The sequence below is a fragment of the Actinomadura opuntiae genome (genome assembly GCF_030283205.1).
GTDB lineage: Bacteria > Actinomycetota > Actinomycetes > Streptosporangiales > Streptosporangiaceae > Spirillospora.
In genome coordinates, this window is the sequence record NZ_JASNWF010000019.1 from 151,619 (window position 1) to 169,699 (window position 18,081).

The window sequence follows — 18,081 nt, forward strand, 5'->3', positions numbered from 1 at the left end:
TCGGACGCCGGCGGTCAGACGCTGACGCGGGCCGTGGAGCCGGTGCGCTCCTTGGTGACGCGCAGCTGCGCCGGGATGCGGGCGCGCAGCTCCACGACGTGGCTGACGATGCCGACCGCGCGGCCGCCGTCGCGCAGGCCGTCCAGCACGTCCATGACCTCGTCGAGGGTGTCCTCGTCGAGGGTGCCGAAGCCCTCGTCGACGAACAGCGTGCCGATCTCGGCGCCGCCCGCCTCCGCGGTGACGACGTCGGCGAGGCCGAGCGCCAGCGACAGCGAGGTGATGAACGACTCGCCGCCCGACAGCGTCACCGGGTCGCGCTCCAGGCCCGTCCAGGCGTCGGCGACGCGCAGCCCGAGGCCGCCCGCGCCGTGGCTGCGGTCGCCCGCCGCCTTGTCGGTGGTGTGCACCAGCGCGTACCGGCCGCCGGACATCCGGCCGAGCCGCTCGTTCGCGGCGGCCACGACCTGTTCAAGGCGGGCGGCCAGCACGTACGCCGACAGCGACATCGAGCGCCGGTTCGCCGCGTGCTTGCCCGAGGCCAGCCCCGCGAGCCGCTCGGCGACCCGGTGCCGCTCGGCCGCCGGGCGCCACGCGCGGACGGCGGCGCCGAGGTCGGCGCGCAGCCGGGCGAGCCGCTCGCAGCGGTGCCGGGCCCGGTCGGCGGCGGACGCGGCGCCGCTCTGCGCGGCCTCCGCCGAGGCCAGCGCGGTGTCGAGGGCCGCGAGGTCGGGTGCGGGCCCGGCGGCGGCCTCGGCCAGCGACCGGTCGGCGAGCAGGTCGCGGACGAGGGCCTCCTCGTCGTCGAACCGGCGGAGCTTGTCGCGCAGCCCGGCCTGGTCCTCGTCGGGCATCGCGGCGGCGAGCACCTCGTCCGGCGTGCGGAAGCCCTCCTCCTCGGCGGTCGCCTTGGCGCGGGCGCGGGCGGCCGCGAGCTCGTCGGCGGCGCGGTCGGCCTCCCGCAGCGCGTCCATCGCCTCGGCCAGCGCGTCCGCCTCCCCGGCGAGCCGGTCGATGCGCGCCTCCAGGGTCGGGTCGGTGCCGCGCGCCTCGTCCAGCGCGTCGCGCAGCCGCGCCTCCTCGGCGTCCAGCTCGGCGCGCCGGGTGCGGTTGGCGGTGAGCGCCTGGACGTTGCCGTGCTGGGCGTCGCGGACACCCTCCAACTCCTGCTCGTTGCGGTGCAGGACGGCCTCCAGCCGGTCGGCCTCGGCGGCGCGGGCCGTCGCGGCCGCGAGCGCGTCCTCGGCCTCGGCCAGTTCGCCGGCCAGCGCCTCGGCGGTCACCTCGCCGACCGTCTCCAGGAGCCCGTCGCGCTCGGTGCGCAGCGCCTCGACCTGGCGCGCCGCGTCCTCCCGCTCGTGCTGCGCCCGGTCGGCGGCCTCCTGCGCCGCGTCGACCTGCTCTTCGGTCGGGATCAGCGCGAGGGAGGTGACCGGGGCCGGATGCTCGGTGGAGCCGCAGACCCGGCAGGGCTCGCCGTCCTTCAGGTCCTCGGCGAGGACGGCCGCCATGCCGTCCAGCCGGGCCTGCCGCAGGTCGAGGACGTGCTGGCGGGCGTCCTGCGCGGCGTCCACCGCGTCGCGGTGCGCGGCCTCCGCATCGCCGAGCAGATGGCCCACCCGGTCGCGCCGGTGCGCCGCGTCCAGCCGGCGCCGCGCGTCGGCCACCGCGGCCTCGGCGCCGGGGCGTCCCGCCGCTGCGAGCCTGGCCTCGTCCAGCTCCGCGCGGCCCGCCTCGACGACGCCCGGCAGCTCGGCGAGGGCCGCGGCGATCCGCGCCTCCTCCGGCTCCAGGCGCGCCAGCTCGCGGGCCAGCTCCGCGCGCTCGGCCTCCAGCGCGCCGAGCCGCGCGGCCTCCTGGCGGCGGTCCGCCAGCTTCGCCATCTCGTCGCGGCGGGCCCGCTCGGCCTTCGCCAGGACGTCCTCCGAGGCGTTCGGCGGCAGCAGCGCCGCGACCCGCGCGCGGGTCTCCTCGGCCCACCGGCGCGCCTGCCCGGCGCGGACGTGCCGATCCTGCACGGCGCGGACCAGCGGGACGACCCGGTCGGCGCGCGCGGCGGCGTCGAGCCCGGACGCCAGCCGCGACCGTTCCTCGGCGCGCGCGGCCAACGCGTCGCGGCGCGCGAGCGCGTCGGCGTGCTTCTGCCGCCGCTCCGCCAGCGCCCGCCCGGCCTCCAGAGCCTCGCGGGCGGCCCGCACGGCCCCGGCCGCGTCGTCGCGCAGTTCCTCGGCGGCGGCGCGGACGTCGTCGTGCCCGCCCGCCAGCTCGGCGGCCCACACCGGAAGCGCGTCGATGTCGGCGGCCGGCTCGGGCACCTGCTCGCCGCGGCGCGGCGCCGGGACGGCCGGGCGCTCGCCACGCGGCGGCGCGGCGCCGGTCGCCTCCGCGATCCGGTCGGCGATCGAGGCCGCGGCGGCGCCGAGCTCGGCCGCCTCCCGCCCGCTTGCGGCGCGCCGGTCGGCCAGCCACTTCTCGACCTGCGTGAACACCTCGGTCGCGAACAGCCGCTCCAGCACCTTGCGGCGCTCGTCCGCGCCCGCGCGCAGGAACCCCGCGAACTCGCCCTGCGGCAGCAGCGCCACCTGGCAGAACTGCGCGGCGTTCATCCCGAGCAGCCGGGAGATCAGGTCGCCGGCCTCGTCCAGCCGCGTGGTGAGCCCGGTCCAGCCGCCGTGCTCGAACTCCTCCAGGACCACCTTGGCGTGCTCGGTCGTGGTGCCGGACCCGCGCAGCTTCGGCCGCTCCCACGCCGGCGACCGCGTGACGCGCAGCCGGCGGCCCCGGATCGTGGTCTCCAGCACCACGCGCGGCCCCGCGCCGGGCGCCGCGTGGTCGCTGCGCAGCCCCTTCACCGCGTTGCGCACGCCCGGCACCTGGCCGTACAGCGCGAAGCACACCGCGTCCAGGATGCTCGTCTTGCCGGCGCCCGTCCGGCCCTGGATCAGGAACAGCCCGGCGTCCGACAGCGCGTCGAAGTCGATCGTCTCCGTCCCGGAGAACGGCCCGAACGCCGTCACCTCGAGGCGGTGCAGCCTCACGCCAGGGCCTCCTTCCGGCGGCAGTGCTCGAACGCCTCGTGCAGCAGCGCGCGCTCGGCCCCGGTCGCGGGGCCGTCGGTGACCTCGGCGACGAAGTCGCCCGCGACGTCGAGTTCCGAGCGGTTACGGACGCGCTCGGTCCAGGTGCGGGCGTCGTCGGTGCCGCCGCCCTCCGGCTCGAAGCCGAGCACCAGCGTGTGCGGGAAGCGGCGGCGCAACCGCTCCATCGCGGCGGACGGGCGGCGCTCGTCGGTCAGCGTGATCTGGAGCCAGCGGTCCTCGTACTTCTCGTACTCCGAACTCGTCAGCAGGTCGTCGATCCGGCCCCTGACGCGGCCGAGCCGCCGCGGGACGGGTGCCTCCGCGAACTCCGCGGCGACGCCGTCCTCGCGCAGGTCGATCAGCCACGACCCCTTGACGTGGTGCTCCTCGGAGAACGAGTACGCCAGCGGCGAGCCCGAATAGCGGACGCGGTCGGTGATGGCCCAGCGGCCGTGCAGATGGCCGAGCGCCGCGTAGTCGACGCCGTCGAACACCGACGCCGACACCTGCGACGAGCCGCCGACCGAGATGTCGCGCTCGCTCTCGCTGCTCTCGCCGCCCGTCACGAACGCGTGCGCGAGCACGACCGAGCGCAGGCCGGGACGCTCCGCCGCGTCCGCGCGGACCCGGCGCATCGCCTCGGTCAGCGCGGCGACGTGACTGCGCTCGTCCAGCTCCCACGGATGGCGGACCAGCTCGGGCTCGAGGTAGGGGATGCCGTAGATCGCCGCGTCGCCGATGACGACGGGCTCACCGACACGGGCGAAATCGGTGCGGACGTGCACGCCCGACGCGTCCATCAGCGCGGACCCGAACCCGAGCCGGCGCGCCGAGTCGTGATTGCCGGCGATCAGCACCACCCGGGTCAGGGCGGCGAGCCGCGCGAGCGTCTCGTCGCACAGCTTCACCGCGTCGACGCCGGGCAGCGCCCGGTCGTAGACGTCACCGGAGACCAGCACGCACTCCACCCGCTGCTCGCGGACCGTCGCGACGAGGTCGTCGGCGAACGCCGCCTGCGCTGCCAGCAGATCCTCGCGGTGGAACGATCTGCCGAGATGCCAGTCGGAGGTGTGCAGGATTCGCATGTCGCAGCAACCATAGGCACCCCCTCCGACACATCCGGCGCAGAAACGCCGGGCCACCCCAAACGATCTTTGGGATATCTTGCCGCGATGCCCACTCCCCGCAACGGTGTCCGGTCCCTCCGCGAGCTGCGCGACGTCGACGCGGCGCGGGCGGCACTGGAGGCGGACGCGTCGGCGACGCTGGGCGACGTGCTCGCAGACTGCGGCGCGCTGAAGCCCGCCGTCCTCGCCGCGTTGCTTCCGGCGGCCAACAAGGCGCATGCCAGAGCGGTCACGGCGGAGGAACCGGACGCCGCCGACGTCGCCCTCGTCGAACGCGTCGGAGACCTGTGCCTGCGGACCAGCGACGAGTTCGGCGCCGGAGGTGGCTGCGCCGCGCCGCGCGCCTCGGCCGCGGCAAGGCCGCCTGATGGGCGGCCGCCAAGTCCAACGAGTACGGCGACCCGCGGGAGGCCGAGCGCATGTGGGCGGTCGCGGCCGTCAACGGCTATCCGTTCTGCGGCTGGCTCGCGGGACGCTCCCCGAGGTGCTGCTCGACCTCGGGCTCGACGGCGAGGCCGGGCCGCTGGTCGAGGCCGTCCTCGGCGAGGCGCCTGGGCACCGGGCCGCGCTCGCCCTCGCCGGGGCCTCACCGCCCGGCGCCCGGCCGGAGAGTCCGCCGGCACGCCCTAGGCTGGGCGGGTGAGTGATCGTCCTTACGTCCTGCTGAGCTGCGCGATGTCGGTGGACGGGTACATCGACGACGCGGCGCCGGAGCGGTTGCGGCTGTCCAGCGCGGCGGACTTCGACCGGGTCGACGCGGTGCGGGCCGGCTGCGACGCGATCCTCGTCGGCGCCGGGACCGTGCGGGCCGACGACCCGAAGCTGCTGGTCCGCTCGGCGGCGCGGCGGGAGCAGCGGGTCGCGCGCGGGCTGCCGCCCGACCTCACCAAGGTGACGCTGACCTGGAGCGGCGACCTGGATCCGGGCGCGCGGTTCTTCACCACGGGCGAGTCGCCGAAGCTGGTGTACGCGCCGTCCGGCACGGCCGCGGAGCTGGCGGGGCGGCTGGACGGGCCGGCCGAGGTGGTCGACGCGGGCGAGCCGCTCGAGCTGCCGGTGGTCCTCGGCGACCTCGCGGCGCGGGGGGTGCGGCGGCTGATGGTCGAGGGCGGCGGCGCGATCCACACGCTGTTCCTGACGTCGGGGCTGGCCGACGAGCTGCAGCTGGTCGTGGCGCCGTTCTTCGTCGGCGACCCGTCCGCGCCGCGGTTCGTCCGGCCGGGGGTGTTCCCGCAGTCGCCGGCGCGGCCGATGCGGCTGGCGGAGATCACCCGGATCGGCGACCTGGCGCTGCTGCGGTACCTGGCGGGGGGCGGGCGTGGCTGACGCGATCATGACCGACGCGGGCTGGCTGGCGCTGGCCTGCGACCTGGCGACGCTGTGCCCGCCGTCGGACACGGCGTTCTCGGTGGGCGCGGTGATCGTCGACGCGGACGGCCGGGAGATCGCGCGCGGCCACTCGCGGGAGGCCGACCCGCACGACCACGCGGAGGAGGCGGCGATCGCCAAGTCCGGCGGGGTGCTGCGCGGCGCGACCGTCTACAGCTCGCTGGAGCCGTGCGGGAACCGGGCGTCGCGGCCCCGGCCGTGCGCGGAGCTGATCGTCGCGTCGGGGGCGCGCCGGGTGGTGTTCGCCTGGCGGGAGCCGTCGCTGTTCGCCGCGGGCACGGGCGCGGAGATCCTGGCGGCGGCGGGCGTGGAGCTGGTCGAACTGCCGGAGCTGGCGGGCGCGGCGCGGGAGCCGAACGGGCATCTGCTCGGCGGATGAGACTCTAGTCTCATTTCTCTTGCCAACCCCCCGGAACCGCATGCCATGCTGAGCCAAGCAAGCATTCGGTCACCGGATGCGCACCGGACTCTCCGCGGACTTCGTCCCCCCGGCAGGAGGCACATCAGCATGCTCGAGCACGATCGGCTGTTCATCGGCGGCGAGTGGACGGCACCGGCCGGCACCGGCACCATCGAGGTCGTCTCCCCGCACACCGAGGAGGTGATCGGCCGGGTGCCCGACGGCACCGAGGCCGACATGGACGCCGCGGTCGCCGCCGCCCGGCGCGCCTTCGACCAGGGCCCCTGGCCGCGGATGACCCCGGCCGAGCGCGCGGAGAAGGTCGGGAGGCTGTCGGCGATCTACGCCGAGCGGCAGCAGCAGATGGCCGACCTCGTCACCGCGGAGATGGGCTCGCCGATCCTGTTCTCGGTGTTCGGCCAGGCCGCGATCCCGCAGATGGTGCTGCAGTACTACGTCGACCTCGCCGGCACCTACGCCTGGGAGGACGAGCGGCCCGGCATGCTCGGCCCGGTCACCGTCACCCGCGAGCCGGTCGGCGTCGTCGCCGCGATCGTCCCGTGGAACGTGCCGCAGTTCACGCTGATGCTCAAGCTCGCGCCCGCGCTGATCGCCGGCTGCACCGTCGTCGCCAAACCGTCCCCCGAGACGCCCCTCGACAGCTACCTGCTGGCCGAGTGGATCAAGGAGGCGGGCATCCCGGACGGCGTCGTCAACATCGTCCCGGCGGGCCGCGAGGCCGGCGCCTACCTGGTCGCGCACCCCGGCGTCGACAAGGTGTCGTTCACCGGCTCCACCGCCGCCGGACGCAAGATCGGCGCGGTCTGCGGCGAGCAGCTCAAGCGGGTCACCCTCGAACTCGGCGGCAAGTCCGCCGCGATCGTGCTGGACGACGCCGACCTCGCCACCACCATCGAGGGCTTCAAGATGGCCTCGCTGATGAACAACGGCGAGGCGTGCGCCGCGCAGACCCGGATCCTGGCGTCCCGCCGCCGCTACGACGAGGTCGCCGACGCGCTGGCGACCATGGTCGGCGGCCTGACGGTCGGCGACCCGTCCGACTACTCCAGCGAGATCGGCCCGCTGGTCGCCCAGCGGCAGCAGGAGCGCGTGGAGAACTACATCCGGATCGGCCAGGACGAGGGCGCCAAGATCATCACCGGCGGGCTGGACCGGCCGCACGACCGCGGCTGGTACGTCGCGCCGACCGTGTTCGGCGACGTCCGCAACGACATGCGCATCGCCCGCGAGGAGATCTTCGGCCCGGTGCTCGTCCTGATCCCCTACGAGGACGAGGAGGACGCCGTCCGGATCGCCAACGACAGCGACTACGGCCTCGGCGGCTCGGTCTGGACCGGCGACGTCGACCACGGCGTCGAGGTCGCCCGCCGCATCCGCACCGGCAGCTGCGGCGTCAACCTGTACAGCCTCGACCCCAACACCCCGTTCGGCGGCTTCAAGAACAGCGGCCTCGGCCGCGAGCTCGGGCCCGAGGGCCTGAACGCCTACCTGGAGCACAAGTCCATCCCGCGTCCCGCCTGACGCCCGTCCCGAACCCGCGTGCCGTCCCGTGAGCGCCTGCACGGGACGGCACGCGACGTCTCAGCCCCCTCCACCGATCGGTTGATGCGGCGGATCAGCCGCCGCGCCGCCGGTCGGTCGATGTGCGCGAAGGCCCCGCTCCGCGAGCCTTGAGGTCGTAGTCGTAGCGAGACGACCCGAGGAGCACGCGTTGGCGATCATCGAGGTGGACGGCCTCACCAAACGGTACGGCGACCACGTCGCCCTGGACGGGGTGTCGTTCTCCGTCGAGGAGGGCGAGATCTTCGGCATCCTCGGCCCGAACGGGGCCGGGAAGACCACCGCGGTCGAATGCCTGGAGGGCCTGCGCCGCCCGGATGGCGGCACCGCCCGCGTCCTCGGCCTGGACCCGCGGGCCGACGGCCGCAGACTGCACGAGCTGATCGGCGTCCAGCTCCAGCAGACGGGCCTGCCCGGATCCATCCGGGTCCGGGAGGCGCTGGAACTGTACGCCTCCTTCTACTCCTCCCCGCGCGACCCCGGCGAGCTGCTCGCCGAGTGGAACCTGGAGGACAAGCGCAACGCCCGCGTCCGCAAGCTGTCCGGCGGGCAGGCGCAGCGCCTCTACATCGCGCTCGCCCTCGTCGGCGCGCCCCGCGTCGCGTTCCTCGACGAGCTGACCACCGGCCTGGACCCGCAGGCCCGCCGCGCCACCTGGGAGCTGATCCGCCGGATCCGCGAGAGCGGCGTCACCGTGGTGCTGATCAGCCACTTCATGGACGAGGCGGAGGAGCTGTGCGACCGGCTCGCCGTCCTGGACGGCGGCCGGATCGTCGCCACCGGCACCCCCGGCCGGCTCATCGAGGAGGCCACCGGGGGCGGCGGCCGGATGCGGTTCCGCCCCGTCGACGAGCTGGACATCGCGCTGCTGGCCGGCCTGCCCGGCGTCACCGACGTCCGGCGGTCCGGAGCGCACGTGACCGTCACCGGCCACGGCGACTTCGCCACCGCCGTCACCTCCGCGCTCGCCCGCAACCACATCGTGGTCGCCGAGCTGCGCATCGACCAGCGCACCCTCGACGACGCCTACCTCGCCCTGACCGGCGGGCCGTCCGCCCGCGACTGAAGGAGCCGCAGACATGTTCAGCAAGATCCTGGCCGTCGAGTTCCGGATGCGGATGCGCGAGGCGCTCACCCCGCTGTTCGCCATCGCGCTCCCGCTCGCGCTGCTGTTCGGGTTCGGGCTGATGCCGGACGCCACCGAGCCGTCCAAGGACCTCGGCGGGGAGACCACCGCCGAGTACATGGCCGTCCTCGGCACCGGCATCGCGTTCGCGATCCTCAGCCTCATCATGCTGCCGAGCGTGCTGTCGGACTACCGCGAGCGCGGCGTGCTGCGCCGGATGCGCGCCACCCCCGTCCGGCCGTCCGCGCTCCTCACCGCCCAGCTGGTGATCAACGCCGGGGCCGCGACGGTGACCGCCGCGGTCATGATCGTGGTCGGCGCGGCGGCGTTCGGCACCCCGGTCCCGCGCGGCTTCGGCTGGTTCCTGCTCGCCGCCGTCCTGTGCCTGCTCGCGCTGCTGGCGGTCGGCTCGCTCGTCAGCGCCGTCGTGCCGAGCGGGCGGGCCGGCAACGCGGTCGGAGCGCTGCTGTTCTTCCCCAGCATGTTCCTCGCGGGCGTCTACATCCCCTACGACCAGATGCCGCGCACTCTCCAGCGGATCTGCGACTTCACCCCGCTCGGCGCCGGCATCAGGACGATGCGGGACGCCTGGATGGGCCATGCCCCGCACCCCTACCAGCTGGTCATAATGGCGGTGTACGCGGTGGTCGCGACCGGGGCCGCCGCCCGGCTCTTCCGGTGGGAGTGACGTGCGGGAACACCAGACCGGGTTCGACCTCTGGGAACGCCGCGAGCAGTCGGTCCTGCGGATCGTCCCGTACGTCTCGCTGGCTCTGGCGACGGCGCTGGCCCTGCTGTCCGACCACGAGTCGGCCGGCAGGGTCGCCCTGCAACTGGGGCTGTCCGCGGCGACGGCCGGGTGGATCGCCTGGATGGCGACCCTGCACCCGCAGTGGCCGGACCGGCCCCGCGTGCCCGTGGGCATCTACTACCCCGTCCTGATCTGCCTGCTCGGCACGCTGATCTCGCTGAACCCGATGTACGGCTTCGCGATCATCACCGGGTACGTGCACGCGTTCTACCTGAACCCGCGGCTGCGGTTCGTCGGCGTGTTCGTCTGCGCCGCGCTCGCCGCGCTGGCGCAGATGGGCGGCCCGGGAGGCGTCGACGGCGGGTCCTGGCCCCTCTACCTGCTGATCTTCGCCGTGAACGCGCTGATGTCGGGCGGCATCTGCCTGTTCGCCTGGCGCGGCGACGAGGAGACCCAGCAGCGCAAGGCGATCATCAACGAGCTGGCCGAGGCGAACGCGCGGCTGGAGTCGGCGCTGGAGGAGAACGCCGGACTGCACGCCCAGCTTCTCGCGCAGGCCCGCGAGGCCGGCGTGCACGACGAGCGGCAGCGGATGGCCGGCGAGATCCACGACACCATCGCCCAGGGCCTGGCCGGCGTCGTCACCCAGCTGCAGGCCGCCGAACAGGCCCGCGCCCGCGACGCCGACTGGAAGCGCCACCTGGACATCGCCCAGCAGATGGCCCGCGAGAGCCTCGCCGAGGCGCGCCGGTCCGTCCAGGCGCTGCGCCCCCAGCCGCTGGAGGACTCCGCGCTGCCCGCCGCGCTCGCCGACGTCGCGAGCCGCTGGACGGCCCTGCACGGCGTCCCCGCCGAGGTCAGCACGACCGGTACGGTACGGATCATGCACCCGGAGGTGGAGGGCACCCTGCTGCGCACCGCCCAGGAGGCGCTGGCGAACGTCGCCAAGCACGCCAGGGCGTCCCGCGTCGCGCTGACCCTGTCGTACATGGGCGACCTGATCACCCTCGACGTCCGCGACGACGGCGCCGGGTTCGCGCCCGACCAGGTCACGCCGACCGCCGGCGGCGGCTACGGCCTCACCGCGATGCGCCGCCGCGTCGCCCGCGTCGCCGGGACGCTGGCGATCGAGTCCGAGCCGGGCGCGGGCACCGCGATCTCGGCGAGCGTGCCGGCCGTCCCGATGGGAGACCCCGCGTGACCGGCCCGGTGATCAGGCTGCTCATCGCCGACGACCACCCCGTGGTGCGCGACGGGCTGCGCGGCATGTTCACCGGCGAACCCGGCTTCGAGGTGCTCGCCGAGGCCGCCGACGGCGCCGAGGCGGTCCGGCTCGCCGAGACGCTCCGCCCCGACGTCGTGCTGATGGACCTGCGGATGCCCGGCACCGACGGCGTCACCGCGATCACCCGGATGGCCGAGCGCGGCCTGCCCGCCCGGGTGCTGGTGCTCACCACCTACGACACCGACGCCGACGTGCTCCCCGCGATCGAGGCCGGCGCCACCGGCTACCTGCTCAAGGACGCCCTGCAGGACGAGCTGTTCCGCGCGGTGCGCGCCGCCGCGCGCGGCGAGGCCGTGCTGTCCCCGTCGGTCGCGGCGCGGCTGATGAGCCGGATGCGCACCGGTGCCGCCCGCCCCGCCGCGCCGCCAGGCGACGAGCCGCTCAGCCCCCGCGAACTCGAGGTACTCGGCCTGATCGCGCGCGGCAGCACCAACCGGGAGGCCGCCGCCCGGCTGTTCATCAGCGAGGCCACCGTCAAGACCCACCTGCTGCACATCTACGGCAAGCTCGGCGTGAACGACCGCGCCGCGGCCGTCGCCGCCGCCTTCGACCGCGGCCTCCTGCGGCCCGGCTCGCCGTCCCGCTGATCAGGACAGCGTCGCGACCGTCCAGCCGTGCCGCACCCGGCAGGCGTGCGCGGCCTCCGCCGACGGCGCCCCGGCCACCAGGACCCGGACGCCGGGCATCGGAACGGCCCCGTGGTCGAAGGCCAGCGCGCGCAGCTTGGCGGGGCTGACGACGACGGCCGTCGCGTCGTACCTGAGGATCGCCTCCAGCAGATCGCGTGCGCCCGGTTCCCGCACCCCCGCGAACGCGGCGCCCTGGACCAGGCACAGGTCGATGAGCCCGATCCACGTCCGCACCGGCACGTCCGATCCGCAGCAGACCAGGACGTCGTCCTCCCCCAGCGCAACGGCGCCGCCCAGCCGGTAGAGGTCCGCGAGCCGATCGGCGTGCGTGACGTCCTCGCGCGGGCCCGCGAGCCGCAGGGCGGCGTCGCGCAGCGGATCCGGAGACGGCACCTCGCCGATCTCCACCCCCCTCTCCAGCAGCCGGCCGAACGGCGTGGCGCCCGGAACATTCCCGAACGCGAAGACCTGCCGCACATACGAGGCGTCCGCCGCCGCCAGCGACCGCGCGGCGGTGTCCGCGCCCGTCAGCAGGAAGCGCGCGCCCACCTCGTTCATCATCCGGGCGGCCTCCTCGGCGGACGCACCGGGCGGCAGCGGCGCGGGCACGGCGCCCGCCGCGCCCACCGCATGCACGGCAACCGCCAGGTCGCACGCGTCGGCGAGATGGATCGCGCCGACGTCCCCGGCCCGTACCCCGTGCCACCGCAGTCCCCGCGCCGCCGCCCGCACGGCGTCCGCGAACCGCGCGCGGCGCAGCTCCCGCCCGCGGTCGGCGACCGCCGTCCGGCCGCCGTCGGCCCGCATCGCCGCCAGCACCGTCCGCGTCACCGTCGCATCCGTGACGCCGACCGCCCCGGCCTCTCCCTCCAACATGCCGCGACCGTACGCCGCCCCCTCCCCCAGCCACATCCAAAGATCTATGTAGACCCATATGTAGCCCGCCCTACACACCCCCACCCACCACCCCCCGTGACCGGCAGAGCCAGCCAGGCCACCCCACCCAAGAAGGGCACAACCCCCACCCGCCCATCCCACAGATCCAGCGCCGCTTGAACCGAACAGCACACCGACGAAACAGACCATGACCCCGACGACGCGGGCCGGGGGTTTTCGCGACATGCGGCCCGCCCGAGCTCCTAGCAACTTGCGAGCCGGGCGGCCCGGCGGCAGTCACAGACCACCCCGCACAACAGGCAGAGTAAGGGGAGGCGGCCTAAGCCGACGCGGGCGAGGAGCGCAGCACCGCACACGCCCATCGGGCGTGCGGGTTAGGGAAGGCGGTCCAGGCCGGCGCGGGTGAGGAGGGCGCGGCGCCGTACGCGGCCGCCGGGTTCGCGGGGGATCTCGTCGACGATGTGCACGTCCACGATTCCGCCGCGTTCGGCGACGTGGGTCTCGAGGTAGGCGAGCAGGTCGGCCTCCGAGGTCTCGTCGGTGACCACGGCGAACCCGTGCGGGACGAGGCCGAGGTCGTCGTCGGGCACGGGCACGACAGCGGCGTCGGACACCGCCGGATGCGCGGCGAGCACGCCGCCGGGCTCGGCGGGCGGCTCGGAACGGCCGCGCCCCACCCGGCCCAGGACGAACACGCGGCCGTGGTCGTCGGCGAACGCCGAGTCGCCGGTGGGCAGCCAGCGGACGGGGACGGCGGCGGTCCGTGCCACGGGCAGCCGTACGCACAGCTCGCCCGGCTGGTAGGACGGCTGGACGGCGCCGGTCCGCGGGTGGACCACGCGCCACATCACGCCTGGCAGCCCGCGTCCGACGGAGTCCAGGGTGCCCTCCTCGGCCGCGCGCAGGTTGAGGTGGGTGATGCCGGCGGCCTCGGCGATCCCGTACGCCTGCCGAACGGGGCAGCCGAGCCGGGCCGCCGCGGCGCGCGCGTCCTCGGCGGCCAGCGGCCCACCCGCGGCGACCACGGCCCGCAGCGACCCCAGGTCGTAGCGGGCCACCGCGCGATCGCGGCCGAGCGCCTCCACCAGCGAGGGCGGCAGCACCGCCACGGTCGTCCGCCACCGTTGCAGCGCGCGCAGCAGGTCGTGACGGCCGCCGCCGGTGAAGGCGACGACCGTGGCGCCGAGCCGGAGCGCCGGGTTCAGGACCCCGTTCAGGCCGAGGACATCACTGAGCGGCAGCGCCGTCAGCACGGTGTCGGCGGTACCGATCATGCCGGCCTCGGCGACGCGCATCAGGCCGACGACGACCTCAGCGTGGGTGAGCCGGACCGCCCGGACCGGCCCCGGCGAGCCGCCGGTGCAGGCGACGAGCGCAAGCGCGTGGGACGGGTCGACGGGAACGGATGCGGGCGGCCCGTCGAGCAGCGCCGCGAACGGCTCGGTGCCGGGTTCCGTACCGAAGGAGAACAGCCGCCGGCCCGGCGCGCGGATGTCGCCGACGAGCCCCGGCCAGGTGATCGCCGTCCGGACTCCCTCCGCCTCCAGTAGCCGGGCGATCTCGGCGGCCTGAAGCCCGCCCACGGGGAGCGGAACGGCGCCTGCAGCGGCGACCGCGTGCAAGGCCAGGGCGAACTCCGGACCGCCCGGCAGATGCAGGCCGACCACGTCCCCCGGCCGGACCCCTTCCCGGGCGAGCCCGGCCGCGGCGGCCCCCGCCCGTGCGGCCAGTCCCCCGTACGACAGCGAACGCCCGGACGACGCGTCCGCCACCGCGGGACGGGCGGCCTTGGCGGGATCGGACCCGGCGCCGCCGAACACGACCCGCGTCACCGTCGCACCGGGAAACGCGGCGGCCGCGTCCACACCGTTGGAGATCATGCCCCGACGCTATGTTGGACGCCGCGTCCAGCACATGCACCGGACTACGCAGGCGGGGTCGTATTCACCCGCGCCCGAGGTGTGTACACACCCTCAGTCCTCCGCGGGGAGGCTGTCGACGACCCACGCGGCGATCTGCGCCCGCGACGAGAACCCCAGCTTGGTGAGGATGTTCGTCACGTGCCGCGCCACGGTCGCCGGGCTGATCACCAGTTCGTCCGCGATCCCGCGATTGGTCAGCCCCCGCGCCACCAGCCGCGCGATCTCCCGCTCCCGCGCCGTCAACGTACTCGGCGGCGTGACCGGCCGAGCAACCCCGCTCGTGGCAGGACGCGCCGGCTCCATGGTCTCTCCCGCGTAACCGCGCACGCCACGCCCGCCGCCTCGCGCCCCCGAACCGGACACATACCGTGCGCCGCCGCCCTCAGCCGCCCGAGCCCGAGCATTCCGCTCGCTCTCCGTCAGCGCGCCCGCCGAACTCGCCGCCTCCCCCGCACGGAAGGCCCGGGGCCATGGATCTCCCTCACCGACTTCACCAGCACCGCCGTCAGGCCGGTATTCAACCTGGCCACCGGCAGGCGACGCCCCATACCCCGTCCGAGAACGCCTCCCAGCCACACCGGAAGCGCCCTTCGCGTCCCCTTCCTCATCGTCCGACATACCGACATAGCGCTCTGGCCACGCCGAACCCTCACCCCACGGCCACCCTGCCTCAACCCCAGATTCGCCCGCCCCCGCCACACCCTCCTCAGCCGATCCACCCTCGAAGCGCGACTCACCCGCACCAGACCCACCCGCCGCAGCCCGCCCCCCACTGGCCGCCCTACCGCCTTCCCATTCGGACCAGGCCGCCGTCCCCTCATGCCGATACTGCACCGGCTCGGGTTCGCCCGGGCCCACCGCACCCGCAGCGCTCTTCTCCCCCGTTACCGGCATGTTCCCCTCCACCTCGCCCCAGGCCGATTCCCCCATCTCCGGCCAGCCCCCACCGGAAGCAGAGCCGGACGTCCCCGACGCAGCCACTGCCGCCTCCTCCCCTGAGGATGAGACGCGGGCATCTCGCTCGGGGCAAGAGGAGCCGTCTTCCAAAGCGGAGTGACCCACGCCGGGGGCAGGGCCGGGCGTCCCCGACGTAACCGCTGCCGCCTCCTCTCCAGAGGAAGCGCCAAGACCTCGCCCAGGTTGAGCAGGGACGCCTTCTATGCAGGGATGTCCTGCGGCCGAAACAGGGCTGGCCTCCGCGGGCGTGGCCACCGCCAACTCTTCCCGGCCGAACGCAGTATCGATGCTTCGCATCGATCCAGTCGGGGCGCCTTCCACGTCCGGGCGGCCTGCGGCCGGAGTGGGGCCGGACTCTTCGGGCGTGGTCGTCGTCAGCTTTTCGCAGTCGGGCGCAGTGTCGAGGCCTTGTGCAGGTTCAGTCGGGGCGCCTCGCACGTGGGAGTTGCCTGTGGCCGAAGTTGGGGTGGGTTCTGCGATTGGGGAGGTCGCGGGCTCGTCCGCTGTGGACGCGGCGCCGAGATTCTCGGGTCGGGCCGATGGACCGTCTGCGCGGGAGTGACCGGCGTGCGAGGCAAGGGTGGGCGTTGCTGGCTTCGCCGAGGCGGGGGCGGTGTTGGGGTCTCGCTCGGGTGAGGGTGCTTGTTCGGGGTGGGGACGGTTTGTGGTGGGGGAGGTCGGCGTCGCCCTTTTCTCGGCGGTTGGGGTGGGGGCGGGGGGGGTGTGGAGGGCGTAGTCGATCGCGTCGTCGGGGGGCATTGCGCGGCCTTCGCCCCAGAACTGGGCCACGAGGGGATCGCCGAGGCGGCGGCGGATCGGTTCGAGCATCCGTTCGCGGCGGGCGCCGGCGCCGGGGTGGCGGCCGGTGGCCTCGCGCAGCGCGGACGCCGCGCCGGCGAGCGTCACCGCGCCGCGCGCGTCGCCCTCGAAGGCGGCCAGTTCGGCGAAGGCCTCCAGGGCGCGGGCGACGTCGAGGCGGATGCCCGACGAGCGGCTCAGGGACAGGCTCCGCGACAGTGCCTCACGCGCGGACTCCGGGTCCTGTTGCTCCAGTGCGACGCGGCCGATGCCGGCGAGCGCACGGGCCATCTCGGGGCGCGCCCCGATCTCCGCCAGGATCGGCAGGACCTCGGCGTAGTGGACGCGGGCGGCGGCGGGGTCGCCGCGGAGTTCCGCGAGCCGGCCGAGGCCGATGATGGCGTGCGCGGCGCCCCACAGTTGGCCTATCTGCCGCATCAGCGTCGCGCCCTCGTCCAGGTGTCCGCGCGCCTCGCGGAGGCGGCCCCGGCGGATCAGCAGGTAGCCGCGGGTGATCCGTGCGTACGCGCGGACCCATTCGTGGCCGGGGCCCGCGGCGATCGCGTCGGCCTCGTCCAGCCGTTGCGCGGCGTCCTCGAACCGGCCCGCGCGGGCCAGCGACTCGGCGAGCGTGACCAGCGCGGACGCGGTCACGATGGCGTCTCCGGCCGCGCGGCAGGGACCCAGCGCCTCCTCGGCGTACCGGGCGGCCTGCGCGGCGTCGCGCCCGCCGGCGGCCAGTTGCGCGCGGCCCGCCAGCGCCGCGCCCAGCGTGCGCGCGCCGGTGCCGTGGGAGCGGGCGAGGAACCGGTCCGTCCATTCGGCCCATTCGGCGACGCGTCCCCGGACGATCCAGAAGGTGCGCAGCGCGGTGCACAGCCGCAGGCCCTTCTCGATGTCGCCGCGGTCCAGCGAGAAGGTGAGCGCCGCCTGGACGTTGCCGAGTTCCGCGTCGTACCGGCGGAAAAGCGCCACCCGGTCCGCCCATGCGCCGGGTACCTCCGCCACCGCGAGCCTGCCGTCGTCTTCGGCGGCTTCCAGCACGGTGTCGCGGTGCCGCAGCCGGAACGTCTCGTCCTCGCCCGCTTCGGCGAGGCGCTCGGCCGCGTACTCGCGGATGCTGTCGAGCTGCCGGAACCGGACCTGCCCCGCCGTCTCCCCCACGACGGCGACCAGCGACTTGTCGACGAGCGCGGTCAGCAGGTCCAGGACGTCCTCGGCGGGGAGCGCCTCGTCCGCGCAGACGTGCTCGGCTCCCTCGAGGGTCCAGCCCGCGAAGACCGACAGCCGGCGCAGCAGGATCCGCTCCGGTTCGCCGAGCAGGTCGTGGCTCCAGTCGATCGCCGCGCGCAGCGTCCGCTGCCGGGGCGGCGCGGTCCGGTCGCCGGCGCTGAGCAGCCGGAACCGGTCGGCGAGCCGGCCGGCGATCTGCTCGACCGACAGCACCCGGACGCGCGCCGCCGCCAGTTCCAGCGCCAGCGGCATCCCGTCCAGCGCCCGGGTGACGTCCTCGACGCCGCTGGTCACGTCGAATCCGGGGCGGGCGGCCCGGGCCCGGTCGGTGAACAGCCGCACCGCCTCGTGCGGCTCCAGCGGCGGCACCCGCCACACGTTCTCGCCCGCCATCCGCAGCGGCTCGCGGCTGGTCGCCAGCACCCGCAGCCGCGGGCAGCGCGCCAGCAGCAGGCCGGTGAGCTCGGCGCACTCCTCGATGACGTGCTCGCAGTTGTCCAGGACGATCAGCACCGACGGCCCGCGCAGCGCGTCGGCGAGCGTCTCGGCCGTCCGGCGGCCGTCCTCGTCCGCCACGTCCAGCACCGCGGCGACGCGCCGCGCGACCGCTTCGGGCGTGCCGCCCGGGCGGACGCCGGCGAGGTCCACGAACCAGACGCCGTCGGGATGGGCGTCGAGCATCGTCCGCGCGACGTGCAGGGCCAGCCGCGTCTTGCCGATGCCGCCCGCGCCGCACAGCGTGACCGCGCGCATGGCCTCCAGGAGGCGGCGCAGGTCGGCCGCGTCGCGTTCGCGCCCGACGAAGGCGTTGGGTTCGGCGGGAAGGTTCGTCCTCTGGAGGGGGTTCGGCCCCGTGGGAGAGTTCGGCTCGGTCATGCCTCTCCTGCCGTGTCCGAAGAGTCCGGC

12 protein-coding genes are annotated in these 18,081 nt (G+C 75.1%); 7 read left to right on the forward strand and 5 right to left on the reverse strand.

What is annotated here, in order from left to right:
- Positions 1 to 14: 14 nt before the first annotated feature.
- A complete protein-coding gene (locus QP089_RS35330) occupies positions 15 to 3,038 on the reverse strand; it encodes an AAA family ATPase (RefSeq protein WP_285917744.1) in 3,024 nt (1,007 codons plus the stop codon).
- On the reverse strand, positions 3,035 to 4,165 hold the full coding sequence (locus QP089_RS35335; protein WP_285917746.1) for an exonuclease SbcCD subunit D: 1,131 nt from the start codon (positions 4,163 to 4,165) through the stop codon (positions 3,035 to 3,037). The genes QP089_RS35330 and QP089_RS35335 overlap by 4 nt, the downstream gene beginning before the upstream one ends.
- A 681-nt stretch (positions 4,166 to 4,846) precedes the next feature.
- Here QP089_RS35335 and QP089_RS35340 point away from each other — a divergent pair.
- The 7 genes from QP089_RS35340 (at position 4,847) to QP089_RS35370 (ending at position 11,326) form a co-directional block, all read left to right on the forward strand.
- A complete protein-coding gene (locus QP089_RS35340) occupies positions 4,847 to 5,533 on the forward strand; it encodes a RibD family protein (protein WP_285917748.1) in 687 nt (228 codons plus the stop codon).
- Positions 5,534 to 5,540: 7 nt separating this feature from the next.
- Positions 5,541 to 5,975: a cytidine/deoxycytidylate deaminase family protein gene (locus QP089_RS35345; RefSeq protein WP_285917856.1), complete on the forward strand. Its 435-nt coding sequence runs from the start codon at positions 5,541 to 5,543 to the stop codon at positions 5,973 to 5,975.
- A gap of 129 nt (positions 5,976 to 6,104) precedes the next feature.
- Positions 6,105 to 7,538 carry an aldehyde dehydrogenase gene (locus QP089_RS35350; protein ID WP_285917750.1) on the forward strand — a complete coding sequence of 478 codons (1,434 nt, stop codon included), beginning with the start codon at positions 6,105 to 6,107 and terminating at the stop codon, positions 7,536 to 7,538.
- Between the two features lie 190 nt (positions 7,539 to 7,728).
- Positions 7,729 to 8,643 carry an ABC transporter ATP-binding protein gene (locus tag QP089_RS35355; RefSeq protein ID WP_285917752.1) on the forward strand — a complete coding sequence of 305 codons (915 nt, stop codon included), beginning with the start codon at positions 7,729 to 7,731 and terminating at the stop codon, positions 8,641 to 8,643.
- A 13-nt stretch (positions 8,644 to 8,656) separates the two neighbouring features.
- Positions 8,657 to 9,391: an ABC transporter permease gene (locus QP089_RS35360; RefSeq protein WP_285917754.1), complete on the forward strand. Its 735-nt coding sequence runs from the start codon at positions 8,657 to 8,659 to the stop codon at positions 9,389 to 9,391.
- Position 9,392: 1 nt separating this feature from the next.
- Positions 9,393 to 10,655 (forward strand): sensor histidine kinase, encoded by a 1,263-nt coding sequence (locus tag QP089_RS35365; RefSeq protein ID WP_285917757.1) that lies wholly within the window; start codon positions 9,393 to 9,395, stop codon positions 10,653 to 10,655.
- A complete protein-coding gene (locus QP089_RS35370; protein WP_285917759.1) occupies positions 10,652 to 11,326 on the forward strand; it encodes a response regulator in 675 nt (224 codons plus the stop codon). Before QP089_RS35365 ends, QP089_RS35370 begins: the two co-directional genes overlap by 4 nt.
- On the opposite strand, the gene QP089_RS35375 is transcribed toward QP089_RS35370, so the two are convergent.
- The 3 genes from QP089_RS35375 to QP089_RS35385 all read right to left on the reverse strand — a co-directional run bounded on the left by QP089_RS35375 (position 11,327) and on the right by QP089_RS35385 (position 18,051).
- Positions 11,327 to 12,244 carry an AMP-binding protein gene (locus QP089_RS35375; RefSeq protein ID WP_285917761.1) on the reverse strand — a complete coding sequence of 306 codons (918 nt, stop codon included), beginning with the start codon at positions 12,242 to 12,244 and terminating at the stop codon, positions 11,327 to 11,329.
- 395 nt (positions 12,245 to 12,639) lie between these two features.
- Positions 12,640 to 14,145: an AMP-binding protein gene (locus QP089_RS35380; RefSeq protein WP_285917763.1), complete on the reverse strand. Its 1,506-nt coding sequence runs from the start codon at positions 14,143 to 14,145 to the stop codon at positions 12,640 to 12,642.
- 93 nt (positions 14,146 to 14,238) lie between these two features.
- A complete protein-coding gene (locus QP089_RS35385) occupies positions 14,239 to 18,051 on the reverse strand; it encodes a LuxR C-terminal-related transcriptional regulator (protein WP_285917765.1) in 3,813 nt (1,270 codons plus the stop codon).
- Positions 18,052 to 18,081 lie beyond the last annotated feature (30 nt).